Origin of the sequence: Streptomyces sp. NBC_00986, assembly GCF_045162565.1 — a bacterium.
Taxonomy (GTDB): Bacteria; Actinomycetota; Actinomycetes; order Streptomycetales; family Streptomycetaceae; genus Streptomyces.
The window spans coordinates 7,210,386-7,222,787 of sequence record NZ_CP108733.1 but is presented as its reverse complement, the minus strand read 5'-3'; the positions used below and the strand labels follow the sequence as shown (position 1 = coordinate 7,222,787).

The window sequence follows — 12,402 nt, the reverse complement described above, 5'->3', positions numbered from 1 at the left end:
TTGTCGACAAACTTACTTCTCCTGCTGCTTGCGCCAGCGAATTCCGGCCTCCAGGAAGCCGTCGATCTCGCCGTTGAACACGGCCTCGGGGTTGCCGACCTCGTACTCCGTGCGCAGGTCCTTGACCATCTGGTACGGGTGCAGGACGTACGAACGCATCTGGTTGCCCCAGGAGTTGCCGCCGTCGCCCTTGAGGGCGTCCATCCGGGCCTGCTCCTCCTGGCGGCGGCGCTCCAGCAGCTTGGCCTGGAGCACGTTCATCGCGCTGGCCTTGTTCTGGATCTGCGAGCGCTCGTTCTGGCAGGAGACGACGATGCCGGTGGGGAGGTGGGTCAGACGCACCGCGGAGTCGGTGGTGTTGACGCCCTGGCCGCCGGGGCCGGAGGACCGGTACACGTCGACGCGCAGCTCGGACTCGTCGATCTCGATGTGGTCGGTCTGCTCGACGACCGGGAGGATCTCGACACCGGCGAAGGAGGTCTGGCGGCGCCCCTGGTTGTCGAAGGGCGAGATCCGGACGAGCCGGTGGGTGCCCTGCTCGACGGAGAGCGTGCCGTAGGCGTACGGCACGTGCACGGCGAAGGTGGTCGACTTGATGCCGGCCTCTTCGGCGTACGACGTCTCGTAGAGCTCCGTCTTGTAGCCGTGGCGCTCGGCCCAGCGCAGGTACATGCGCTGGAGCTTCTCGGTGAAGTCCGAGGCGTCGACGCCGCCGGCCTCGGCGCGGATGGTGACGACGGCCTCGCGGGAGTCGTACTCGCCGGAGAGGAGGGTGCGGACCTCCATCTCGTCCAGCGCCTTCTTGACGGCGGTCAGTTCGTTCTCCGCCTCGGCGCGGGTGTCCGGGTCGTCCTCCTCCTCGGCCATCTCGAAGAGGACCGAGAGGTCGTCGATCCGGCTGCGCAGGGCCTCGGTCTTGCGGATCTCGGCCTGGAGGTGGCTCAGCTTGCTGGTGACCTTCTGCGCCGCCTCCGGGTCGTCCCACAGGGAGGGCGCTGCCGCCTGCTCCTCAAGGACGACGACTTCTGCCCTCAGCGTGTCCAGGTCCAGGACGGCCTCGATCGACTCCATGGTCGAGGAGAGGGACTTGAGCTCTTCGGATACATCGACGACTGCCACGCCTCCAGCGTAACGGCTCCGCCAAGCGGGGAGTGCCGGGCCTGAATCCGGTCTCTGTTCCCCCGCGCTGGGGCGGGCGCCCCTGGGGGCTCCGCCCCCAGACCCCCGGGCCTTTGCCCACCCACCACCCGTCTCGGTCGGCTGAGAAGTGCACCCCCCAGCCCGTCCGGCGTTTGAGGACGAGGCCGTTCAGGCCGATCGGGGGTCCAGGGGGCAGCGCCCCCTGGGATGGGACGGGTAGGGGCGGCGGGGGCGAGAAAACCTACGGCGAAGCCGGTGCCGAGTTCTTCGTGTCCGGGGAGTCCCCGCTGGAGTCGCCCGACGTCGCCGCCCACGTACCGACCCCGACCGCCGCGACCAGCACGACCCCCGCCGCCGCCAGCGTCAGCCGCCGCCGTCGCGTCGCCGCCCGGTGCCGGGCGGAGCCGGGACGCGGGGCACCCGCCGGGCGCGGAGCGCGGGCCGTACCGCGCGGCCCGCCCGCCAGCTCGTCCGGCGCCGGGACCCGCATCGACGTATGCGTGTCCCGGTTGGAGTCCGCGGGCTTGGCGCCCGGTACCAGCGGTACGGCGCCCCGGCGTACCCGCTCGCTGCGCGCGGGCGTGGCCTCCGGGACCTCCTCCTGCTCCGCCGCCTCCTCCTCGGTGTCCGGCTCGTCGACGTCCAGTGGGGGCATGCCGGCCAGCAGGGGGAGCTGTTCGCGCAGGCGGGCGGCGAGTTCGGAGGCGCGCAGGCGGGAGGCCGGGGCCTTCGCCAGGCACTGGACCATCAGCTGCCACAGCTCGTCGGGGATCCCGGGCAGCGGTACGACGGTCTCGGTGACGTGCCGTCGCAGGACAGCGCCGGGGTGACCGCCGCCGAACGGGGTGAATCCGGCGAGGAGTTCGTACAGGACGGTCGCCAGGGCGTAGATGTCGACGGCCGCGCGCGGGGGCAGTCCCTCGACGATCTCGGGGGCGAGGTAGTCGGGCGTGCCGATGATCTTCGTGGCGCGGGTGCGGCGCGGGGAGTCGATGAGTTTGGCGACCCCGAAGTCGGTCAGCAGGGCGGGGTGCGCGCCGCCGGGGCCGAGGGGGCCCTGCATGTCGAGGAGGACGTTCTCCGGTTTGACGTCCCGGTGGACGACGCCGGCCGCGTGGGCCGCCGCGAGTCCGTCCGCGATGTCGGCGACGATCGCGACGGCGGCCTCCGGGGAGAGCCGGCGTTCCCGGTCGAGGCGGGTGCGCAGATCCGTGCCCCGGACCAGGTCCATGACGAGGGCGAGGTCGTTGCCGTCGACCACGAGGTCCCGTACGGAGACGATGTTCGGGTGCTCCAGGCCGAGCAGGGCCGTGCGCTCCTGCACGAAGCGGCCGACGAGTTCCTGGTCGGACGCGAGGTCCTCGCGCAGCAGCTTGACGGCGACGGGACCCTCGGGTCCCTCGCCCAGCCACACCGTGCCGGCACTGCCCCGCCCCAGGATCTGGTTGGCGGTGTACCGGCTGCCGATCTTCCGTGCCAAGGCTGCTCCTACCGACGCGTGTGTCGCTAAAACTACGCGTCGGATGAGCCAACCTTCACCGCCGAGGCGGAAATCACCCACTGGGTGTCGACAAATCCCCAACCCAGCGTCCGACAAGGGCGATTCGGGGGTCTGTGGCCGGTCGTGCCGAGGGTTGGTTGCCAGTCGCGTCGAGGGTCAGTTGCCGGTCGCGGAACTCAGGTCCTTGACCCAGCCGCTGATCTGTCCGACGACATGGCTGATCTCGTGCCAGTAGCTCCTGCCCGTGCCGATCCAGTCCTGGAGCGGGGTCAGCTCCCAGACCAGCCAGCCCGCGACGAAGAGCAGGACGATCGTGAACAGGCAGCCCTTCAGGCAGCCGAGTCCGGGGATCTTCATCGGGTTGGCGCTGCGCTGCCGCGGCTGGCGGGGCTCGCGCGCGGGCTCCGGCGGCCGCTGGGGCTGCTGGCGGTTCGGCGGGGCGTACTGCTGCGGCTGGTGCTGCTGCGGATGGCCGTAGCCGCCGCCCTGCTGCTGCGGTTGCTGACGCTGCGACGGCCGCTGCTGCGGGCGCTGCTGGGCGGCCTGGCGGGGTTGCTGCTGGGGCTGCTGCGCGCGGGAGACCTGGCGCTGGGGGCGGCGGCGCAGCGGGTCCTCGCCCGGGTCGAGGTAGGGCTGGTACTGGGTCTGTTCGTTGCGGTCGCGGGCGGCGCGCAGCTGGTTCTGCCAGGGGTGCGGCTGCTCGGGGCCGCCGCCGGACTGGTTCTGCTGGTTCTGCTGGCCGTACTGACCGGCCTGGTTCTGCGGCATGACCGTGGTCGGGTCGGCCGCGCCGCGGTTCGGCATCACGGTGGTGGGGTCGGCGGCGCCCACCGGACCGCTGGTGTGCGGGAGGACGCTGGTCGCCGCGTTCGGGTCGTAGGCGCCCGCGCTGTGCGACAGGACCTGCGTAGGGTCGGCGGCGCCGGGCACGGTCGGTACGGCGGCGGGGGCCGGGTCGGGGGCCAGCAGCCTGCCGACGCTCTCGGCGGCGGCGATCTGCGCGGAGTTCGCGTGCACGCCGACGCCCTCGGCGACGACGCGCAGGGCGCGGGCGAGGTTCTCGGCGCTGGGCCGCTCGTCCGGGTTCTTGCGCAGGCAGCGCTCGATGACCGTCCACAGGGGGTCGGGGACCGTCGAGGGGCGGCGCGGTTCGGCGCTGAGGTGCTGGTGGAGGACTTCGAGGGCCGAGCCGCCGGAGAACGGCGGGTGGCCGGTGACCAGCTCGTACAGCAGGATGCCGGCGCCGTAGATGTCCACGGCGGAGGTCTGCGGACGGCCCTCGGCGGACTCCGGCGCGATGTACGCGGGCGTGCCGACGAATTCCTGGGTGCGGGTGAGGCCCGGGGAGTCGGCGAGGCGGGCGATGCCGAAGTCGGTGAGCAGCGGGTACATCTGGCCGCCGCCCTGCTTGAGCAGGACGTTCGCCGGCTTCAGGTCGCGGTGGACGACGCCGTCGGCGTGGCTGGCGGCCAGCGCGTCGGCGATCTGCGCGGTGAGCAGGGCTGCGCCGACGGGGCTGAACGGGCCGTTCTCCCGGAGGTAGTGGTGCAGGTCGGGGCCCTCGACGAGGTCCATGACGAGCGCCAGGAGATCGCCTTCCACGACGAGGTCGCGGACCCGGACGATGTTCGGGTGCGTCAGGCGCAGCAGCACCGACCGCTCGCGCAGGAACCGCATCACGATGTCGGGATCGTTCGCGAGTTCTTCCTTGAGGACCTTGATCGCGACGGTCTCGCCGGGCTGCCCCTGTACGGCTGCCTCGGCGCCCGCGGTCTCACGCTGGCGGGCCCGCCAGACGGTGCCCGTGGCGCCGCGTCCGAGTGGCTCCTCCAGGAGGTACTTGCTGCCTACCGGCCGCACGTCTGCGCTCCCTGCTGCTTGCCTGTGTTCCGGTCCACTGTAGTGCCGCCCCTCTTGCGGCTACCTACGTAAGCATCGCCGTACATGTTCGAAGGAAAGACGCTCTCCCCGGTCTCCCGGTTGCCCCAATGGTCACCGAAGGCGGACATGACCGGTCTCACTCGATCACCGGTGCGGCACTGGTCAGGCACTTTTGGGGACAGAGCTGACCAATCAAGATCACTTGCTGCCGGGCCCCGGGCGAGTTGTCAGTGGCAGGTGCGAGGATGCGTGCAGTACTGGCCGATTGCTCGCGCGGGGTGGGGGAAATTCCGTGTCCGGGCAGAAGGGACCGCTGACGGCGATGCAGATCCGGCTGACCGTCGTAGACCCGTTGGGGCCGCCCGCGCAGCCGCGGGGCCGCTCCGCGAGTTGCGATGTGCTGGTCACCGCGCCCGCCGGCACGGCCCTGGCCGCGGTGGCGTCCGCGCTGGCCTCGGCGGTCTCCGCCGACGCGGCCGCGTCGCAGTCCGAGCGGAGCCGCGAGTCCGGCGGCCCGATCGTGCTGTACGCGGGCGTGGAGCGCCTCGACACCCAGCGCTGCACGCTCGGCGAGCCGCCACTGACGGACGGCGCGGTGCTGTCCCTGGGCGCCCCCGCCGAGCCCGAGGCCCACCCCGAGCTGGACGACGCCCCGACCCAGCTGCACGTGGTCGCGGGCCCGGACGCGGGCGGGGTGCACCTCCTGCACGGCGGCCAGATCCACATCGGCCGCTCCGCCGACGCCGACGTCCCGCTGGACGACCCGGACGTGTCCCGGCTGCACTGCGCGGTGACGGTCGACCCCGGAGGCCGTGTCTCGGTCGCCGACCTGGGCTCGACGAACGGCACGACCCTGGCGGGCACGCGCGTGGGCACCCGTCCGGTGCGCTTCGCCCCGGGCGCGCTGCTCCGTATCGGCGAGTCGGCCCTGCGGCTGACCCCGTCCGGCGGCCCGGGAGCGCGCGCCGAGACGGCCCCCGACGGCGAGGGCCACGTGCGCGTGTCCCCCGGCACCGCGTCCGCCGCCCGCAGCGAACCCCTCGTGGTGCCGGGCCAGGGCAGCGCCCCGAGCATCGAGCACCGCCTCGTCCACGAGGGCGGCGACACCCACGCGGGCCACCTCGGAGTCTTCGGCGAGCCTCTCGGCGACGAACGGTCGGAGGGCGCCGAGGACGTGTTCTCCGCGCCTACGACGACCTCACGCATCCCCCCGTACGACGACACCGACGACGCCCACACCGGACGCAAGGGCACCCCGCTCCGGGGCACCGATGTCCCCCAGGGCGTGCGCAGGCGCGGCGGCATCGGCAAGTGGGCACGCCGTCTGACGGGCAGCCGCGGCGAGTCGACGGCCGAGGGCCCCGAGTCGTCCTACGACGAGGAGGTCGCCGACGAGAGCGTGCCGCCCCCGCCCGTCGTCCTCCAGCAACCGGACACCTGGCCCGACCCGGCGGCCCTGCTGCTCACCGCCCTGGGCCCGGGCCCCCGCCTGTGGGAGCGCGCCCCCGGCCACCCCGAGGCGCTCACGGTGCGGCTCGGCACGGCCGACCGGGCGACCCCGGACGGCTCGGCGCTGCTGCCCGCGGTGCCGGTGACCTCCGGGCTGCGCGAGGTCGGCGCGCTGGGCCTGGCCGGTCCGCGCGCGCGGCTCTCGGGGCTGGCCCGCGCGGTGGTGGCCCAACTCGCCGCGCTGCACTCCCCCGACGCCCTGGAGATCGTGCTGATCAGCACGGACCGCGCGCGTACGGTCGCCGAGCGCACCGCCGAGTGGTCCTGGCTCGGCTGGCTGCCGCACCTGCGCCCGGGACACGGCCAGGACTGTCGCTTGCTGCTCGCCTACGACCGGGAACAGGCGACGGCCCGGACGGACGAGCTGCTGCGGCGGCTTGAGGACCACGCCATGGACGCGCGGGGTGGGGGGCGACCGGGTGTCCTTTCAGGCGCCTCCAGCGCCTCCGTCCGTCGCACTCCGGGCATCGGCGCGCAGCGCGGCTCGGCGGAGGGGCGGTCGGGCCTCCCCTCGCCACACGGTTCACTCGCCTCACAACACGGTTCAGCCGAAGGCCAGTTGAGTGCCGCCGCACGGCACACGGCCGACGACCGTCATCAGCGCGGGGCGACGGGCACCTCCGCCACCCCGACCGCGTACAACACCACCGACGACGCCCACCACCACCGCTCCGGCACCTCCGACGACCCGGCTTCCGGCGCCACCCGGCCCCGGCCCGCCGGCTCCGACGATTCCCTCCGCGGCGCCGCCCACCGCCCCGCGTGGGCCCGCACCGACGACGGTGACGGCTCGGCGGACGGTTTCGTGGGGCCGTACACCGTGCTCGTGGTGGACGGTGACCCCGGTGGGGCCGATGTGCGCGAGGCGGTGGCGCGGCTGGCCCACGACGGGCCCCGGGCCGGTATCCACGTCGTGTGCCTCGCCGAGACGGAAGCGGCCTCGCCCGTGTCCCCCGTGACGGAGACCTACGAGGCGGCCTGCGCGGCGGCGCCGACGTTCCGGGAGTGCGGGGCGGTCGCCCTGCTGAGCGGTGATGTCGCCACGGCGCTACGGCTGTTGCGGGTCGCGCACGGCGGTACGGGGGCGTCTCGGACCGGCGGTACGGGCGGGACGCGACCGGGTACGGAGGCATCCCGACCCGGCACAGCGACGTCACCTCTCCGTACGGAACCGTCCCGCCCCGGCCAGAACGACCCCGACCACGCCCACCTCGGTCAGGCAGGCTTCGGCCAAGCCGACCCGAACCCGTCCGACCCCGACCCCACTGGCCCCGGCCCCGTAGGCAACGGCACCATCGCCGCCGTGGACGCCGTCTCCCTCGCGTGGGCCGAGCGGTTCGCGCGAGCGTTGGCGCCGCTCAGGGCGGACGGGCCCGCGAACGAGCGGCACGCACGCGTGTCGGCGCCGTTGCCTCAATCGGCACGCCTGCTGGACGAGTTGGGGCTGGCGCGGGCCACCCCGGCGTCGTTGCTGACGCGTTGGGCGGATGCCGGGGACGACAAGGACGCGGTCGGCGGGCGGGCCTGGGCGGTGCTCGGGGCCGGGCCGCGCGGGCCGGTCACCGCGGACCTCGCCTCCGAGGGACCGCATCTGCTGATCGAGGGCCCGCCGGGCAGTGGCCGTACGGAGTTGCTGCGGGCGGTCGTCGCGTCCCTCGCCGCCGCCGAGCGGCCCGACCGGCTCGGCATCGTGTTGATAGACGGGCGGGACAGCGTCGGCGCTGGGGGTACCCCCTCTGGGGGAGGCGGGCACGGCGAGGGCCTGCGGGTCTGCACCGACGTACCGCATGTGACCACCCATCTCACCGCCAACGACCCTGTGCGCATGCGGGAGTTCGCGCAGTCGCTGAGCGCGGAGCTGAAGCGGCGGGCCGAGTTGCTTGGCCGGATCGGGTTCGTCGAGTGGCACTCGCGGCACGAGGTGTCGGGGCGGATCATCTCCCAGCGCGGCACGTCCGGTGCCGGGGATCTGGAGTCGCCGTCCAGTTCGACGATCCGGCTGCGCCCGTCGGCGGCGGCTCGTCAACAGACCGAGGCGGCACCGCCGTTGCCCCGGCTCGTCGTGGTGGTCGACGATCTGGACGCGCTGGTGAAACCCCCGCTCGGCTCCCCCGGGCGTCCCGCGGCCGGCTCGGTGATACGCGCACTGGAGGCGGTGGCCCGTGCGGGCGAGCGGCTCGGCGTGCACCTGGTGGCGGCTGCCGCCGTAGAGGCGCGGACGTCCGAGGCCGAGCCCGCGCGGCACATCACGCTGCGGGTCGCCCTCGACGCGACGACCCAGGGTCCGGACGAACCCGCCCCGGGGCGTGGTCGGTTGACGCTGCCGGACGGGCGGGCGACCCCGTTCCAGGGTGGGCGCGTGACGGGCCGTATCCCGCGTACCGCGACGCTCCGCCCCACGGTCGTGCCGCTGGAGTGGCAGCGCATGGGTGACCCCCCGGCGCGCCGGCCGGTCCGCGAACTGGGCAACGGGCCAACGGACTTGGCGCTCCTGGCCAGCGCGCTGGAGCGGGCCACGCGCTCGGTGTCGGCGGTGGAGGTGCCGTCGCTCCTCTGATCGTTCACAGGTCGCCCACACAACCCCACGTCACGACCCAATCACGATCGCGTACTTGACAGCGGACGCCATCTTGCCGCGTTCAAGTACCGGGCGTAGACCAGTGCGCACGGAAGCGTTCGAGCGTTCGACGAGGAACGAAGAACGGGGCAGTGATGCGCAGCACGAGCAGCACACACCGGACACGTACCACCGTACGTACAGCGGCAGTTGTCGCCGCGGGGGCACTGACGCTCTCGCTCGCCGCCTGTGGAGGCAGTGACAACAAGAGCGACAGCGGCAAGTCGAGCAGTCCTTCGGAGACCGCCGGAACCGTCACCCTCCCGAAACTGAACGGCGCGAGCCTCGAAGTGGCCGCCGTGTGGACCGGTGACGAGCAGAAGAACTTCAAGGCGGTCCTCGCGGAGTTCGAGAAGCGCACGGGGGCCAAGGTCACCTTCGTGCCCGCCCAGGACCCGATCATCAACTTCCTCGGCTCGAAGGTCGCGGGCGGCCAGCCGCCGGACGTCGCGATGCTCCCGCAGCCCGGCGCCATCAAACAGGCCGTCGACAAGAAGTGGGCCAAGCCCCTCGGCGCCGACGCGCTCGCGGAGTTGCAGAAGAACTACTCGCAGGGCTGGCAGGACATCGGCAAGGTCGACGGCAAGCAGTACGGCGTCTACTACAAGGCCGCCAACAAGTCGCTGATCTGGTACAACGCCAAGGTCTTCGAGAACGCGGGCGCCAAGGAGCCCAAGACCTGGGCGGAGTTGCTGACGACCGCGCAGACGGTCTACGACTCCGGGGTCACCCCGTTCTCGATCGCGGGCGCGGACGGCTGGCCGCTGACGGACTGGTTCGAGAACGTGTATCTGTCGCAGGCGGGCCCGGAGAAGTACGACCAGCTCGCCCAGCACAAGATCAAGTGGACCGATCCCTCCGTCAAGCAGGCCCTCACGACGCTCGCCCAGATCTGGGGCAAGAAGGCGTACATCGCGGGCGGTCAGAACGGCGCGCTCCAGACGGAGTTCCCGGCGTCCGTCACCCAGACCTTCAACGGCGGCGACCAGCCGAAGTCCGCGATGGTCTACGAGGGCGACTTCGTGCAGGTCAACATCGGTGAGACCAAGGCGAAGGTGGGCACCGACGCGAAGGTGTTCCCGTTCCCGGCGGTGGGCTCGACCGCGCCCGTGGTCTCCGGCGGCGACGCGGCCGTCATCCTGAAGGACTCCAAGGCGGCCCAGGCGCTGGCCACTTTCCTCGCCTCACCGGACGCGGCGACGATCCAGGCGAAGCTCGGCGGCTACCTCTCCCCGAACAAGAACGTGCCGGACTCCGCGTACCCGAACGCGGTGCAGCGGACGATCGCCAAGTCGCTGATCGCGGCCGGTGACGACTTCCGCTTCGACATGTCCGACCAGGCTCCGCAGTCCTTCGGCGGCACCCCCGGCAAGGGCGAGTGGAAGGACCTCCAGGACTTCCTGAAGAACCCGACGGATGTCGCGGGCACGCAGGCGCAGTTGGAGAAGGACGCGGCGGCGGCGTACGCGAGCGGGAGCTGAGCCCCAGTGGCATCGGCAGCGGCGGAGGCCACCGGGGCCTCCGTCCCTCCCCGCAAACGCAAGAGCGTGACCGGCACCCGCAGGACCGTGGCAGTGCTGTTCCTGCTGCCCGCCCTGGTGCTGCTCGGCGCGCTCGTGGTCTACCCGATCGGGTACTCGCTGGTCCGCAGCTTCGGCAACCAGGCCGGTGACGGTTTCGCCGGATTCGACAACTACAAGGCCCTGTTCACCGACGACGGCATCCGCACCGCCCTGAAGAACAACGTCATCTGGGTGATCTTCGCGCCGACGGTCGCCACCGCCCTCGGCCTGATCTTCGCGGTGCTGACCGAACGGGTGCGCTGGGGAACGGCGTTCAAGCTCGTCGTCTTCATGCCGATGGCGATCTCGATGCTGGCCGCCGGCATCATCTTCCGCCTCGTCTACGACCAGGACCCGCACAAGGGCGTCGCCAACGCGGTCTGGGTCGGGATCCACGACACGTTCGCCTCGTCGTCGGCGTTCCCCAACGCCCACCCGGGCCGCGAGTCGCCGCTGAAGGCGGACCACGGCGGCTTCATCACCAGTACGACGGTCCACACGGGCCAGACCGTCACGCTCCCCCTGGTCGGCGTCGCCCCCGACCAGATGCCCGACAGCGCGCAGAAGGCCGCAGCGGCGAAGGCCGAGCCGGGAAAGATCACCGGCACGACCTGGCAGGACTTCACCCGCGGCAAGGGCGTCGGCAAGCTCGGCGGGGTCGACCCGTCCGAACTCGGCTACGGCGGGATGAAGATCGAGGCGGTCAAGAACGGCAAGGTGGTCGCCTCGACGAAGGCCGCGGGCGACGGCACCTTCACCCTGCCCGCCAAGGCCGACGGGGCTCAACTCCGGCTCCCGTCAAGCAACTTCAAGGCGCCCTACAACGGAGTGGAGTGGCTGGGCCCGTCGTTGGTGACGCCGGCCATCATCGGGTCGTACGTCTGGATGTGGGCCGGGTTCGCGATGGTGCTGATCGCGGCCGGACTCGCGGGCGTACCAAGGGAGTTGCTGGAGGCGGCGCGGGTCGACGGGGCCAACGAGTGGCAGGTGTTCCGGAGAGTCACGGTGCCATTGCTGGCGCCGGTGCTCGCGGTCGTCGTCGTCACGCTGATGATCAACGTGCTGAAGATCTTCGACCTGGTCTTCATCATCGCCCCGGGCTCCTCGCAGGACGACGCGAACGTACTGGCCCTGGAGCTGTACCGGAAGGGCTTCTCGGAGGACCAGCCGGGGATCGCCAGCGCGATCTCGGTGTTCCTCCTGCTGTTGGTGATCCCGGTGATGCTCTTCAATGTGCGGCGGCTCAGGCGGGAGGTGCGGCGATGACCACCGATGCCGGAACTCTGGGGAAAACAGGGCCCGTTGAGGTCGTCAAGGCGCGGGAGTCGCTCGGTGGGCGGCTCGCGGCGGCGGCGAGCGGCGGTCTGGTCCGGGTGTTCCTGATCCTCGTCGGCCTGTTCTGGATGGTACCGACGCTCGGGCTGCTGCTGTCGTCGCTGCGCAGTCCGGAGGACATGAGCGCGAGCGGCTGGTGGAAGGTCTTCAGCCAGCCGTCCCAACTCACCTTCCACAGCTACAAGACGCTGCTGGAGAACAGCGACATCACCAACTCGCTGTGGAACACGGTCCTGATCACCGTCCCGGCGACGCTCCTCGTCGTGGTGATCGGCGCGCTCGCGGGCTACGCGTTCGCGTGGATGGAGTTCCCGGGCCGCGACTGGTGGTTCCTGGGCGTGGTCAGCCTGTTGGTCGTGCCGGTGCAGGTGGCGCTGATCCCGATCGCCGAACTCTTCGGAAAGATCGGCCTGTTCGGGACCATCTTCGGGGTGATCCTCTTCCATGTGGGATACGGGCTGCCGTTCGCGGTGTTCCTGCTGCGGAACTTCTTCGCGGAGATCCCGCGCGAACTCCTGGAGGCGGCGCGGCTGGACGGCGCGGGTGAACTGCGGCTGTTCGCGCGGGTCGTGATGCCGTTGGGCGGGCCCGCGATCGCGAGCCTGGGCATCTTCCAGTTCCTGTGGGTGTGGAACGACATGCTGGTCGCGCTGGTGTTCACCAAGTCGAGCACCCAGCCGATCACGGTCGCACTCCAGACGCAGGTACGCCAGTTCGGCAACAACATCGACGTGCTGGCACCCGGTGCGTTCATCTCCATGGTGATCCCGCTGGCCGTGTTCTTCGCGTTCCAGCGGCAGTTCGTGTCCGGTGTGATGGCGGGCGCGGTCAAATAGCCGCAAACGACACATAGTTCG

The 12,402-nt window shown here is 71.7% G+C and carries 7 protein-coding genes; 4 read left to right on the top strand and 3 right to left on the bottom strand.

Going from position 1 to position 12,402, the window contains the following annotated elements:
* Positions 1 to 12: 12 nt before the first annotated feature.
* The 3 genes from prfB to OG504_RS32245 form a co-directional block, all read right to left on the bottom strand.
* A complete protein-coding gene (gene prfB, locus OG504_RS32255; protein WP_405948365.1) occupies positions 13 to 1,119 on the bottom strand; it encodes a peptide chain release factor 2 in 1,107 nt (368 codons plus the stop codon).
* 262 nt (positions 1,120 to 1,381) lie between these two features.
* A complete protein-coding gene (locus tag OG504_RS32250) occupies positions 1,382 to 2,620 on the bottom strand; it encodes a serine/threonine-protein kinase (RefSeq protein ID WP_405992937.1) in 1,239 nt (412 codons plus the stop codon).
* 177 nt (positions 2,621 to 2,797) lie between these two features.
* Positions 2,798 to 4,501 (bottom strand): serine/threonine-protein kinase, encoded by a 1,704-nt coding sequence (locus tag OG504_RS32245; protein WP_405992936.1) that lies wholly within the window; start codon positions 4,499 to 4,501, stop codon positions 2,798 to 2,800.
* 343 nt (positions 4,502 to 4,844) lie between these two features.
* Here OG504_RS32245 and OG504_RS32240 point away from each other — a divergent pair, with 343 nt between their 5' ends.
* The 4 genes from OG504_RS32240 to OG504_RS32225 all read left to right on the top strand — a co-directional run bounded on the left by OG504_RS32240 (position 4,845) and on the right by OG504_RS32225 (position 12,381).
* On the top strand, positions 4,845 to 8,588 hold the full coding sequence (locus tag OG504_RS32240) for an FHA domain-containing protein (RefSeq protein WP_405996487.1): 3,744 nt from the start codon (positions 4,845 to 4,847) through the stop codon (positions 8,586 to 8,588).
* Positions 8,589 to 8,743: 155 nt separating this feature from the next.
* The gene (locus OG504_RS32235; RefSeq protein ID WP_405992935.1) at positions 8,744 to 10,129 is read left to right on the top strand and encodes an ABC transporter substrate-binding protein; all 1,386 of its coding nucleotides are present in this window, start codon (positions 8,744 to 8,746) and stop codon (positions 10,127 to 10,129) included.
* 66 nt (positions 10,130 to 10,195) lie between these two features.
* Complete coding sequence (locus OG504_RS32230; protein ID WP_405996486.1) at positions 10,196 to 11,476, top strand: carbohydrate ABC transporter permease; 1,281 nt, start codon at positions 10,196 to 10,198, stop codon at positions 11,474 to 11,476.
* Entirely contained in the window at positions 11,473 to 12,381 is a 909-nt protein-coding gene (locus OG504_RS32225) for a carbohydrate ABC transporter permease (protein ID WP_405992934.1), read from the top strand. Before OG504_RS32230 ends, OG504_RS32225 begins: the two co-directional genes overlap by 4 nt.
* Positions 12,382 to 12,402 lie beyond the last annotated feature (21 nt).

Bases quoted from the DNA above. Each gene is read 5' to 3' on its own strand.
- OG504_RS32240 (WP_405996487.1), top strand. From the start codon at position 4,845: ATGCAGATCCGGCTGACCGTCGTAGACCCGTTGGGGCCGCCCGCGCAG.
- OG504_RS32235 (WP_405992935.1), top strand. From the start codon at position 8,744: ATGCGCAGCACGAGCAGCACACACCGGACACGTACCACCGTACGTACA.
- OG504_RS32225 (WP_405992934.1), top strand. From the start codon at position 11,473: ATGACCACCGATGCCGGAACTCTGGGGAAAACAGGGCCCGTTGAGGTC.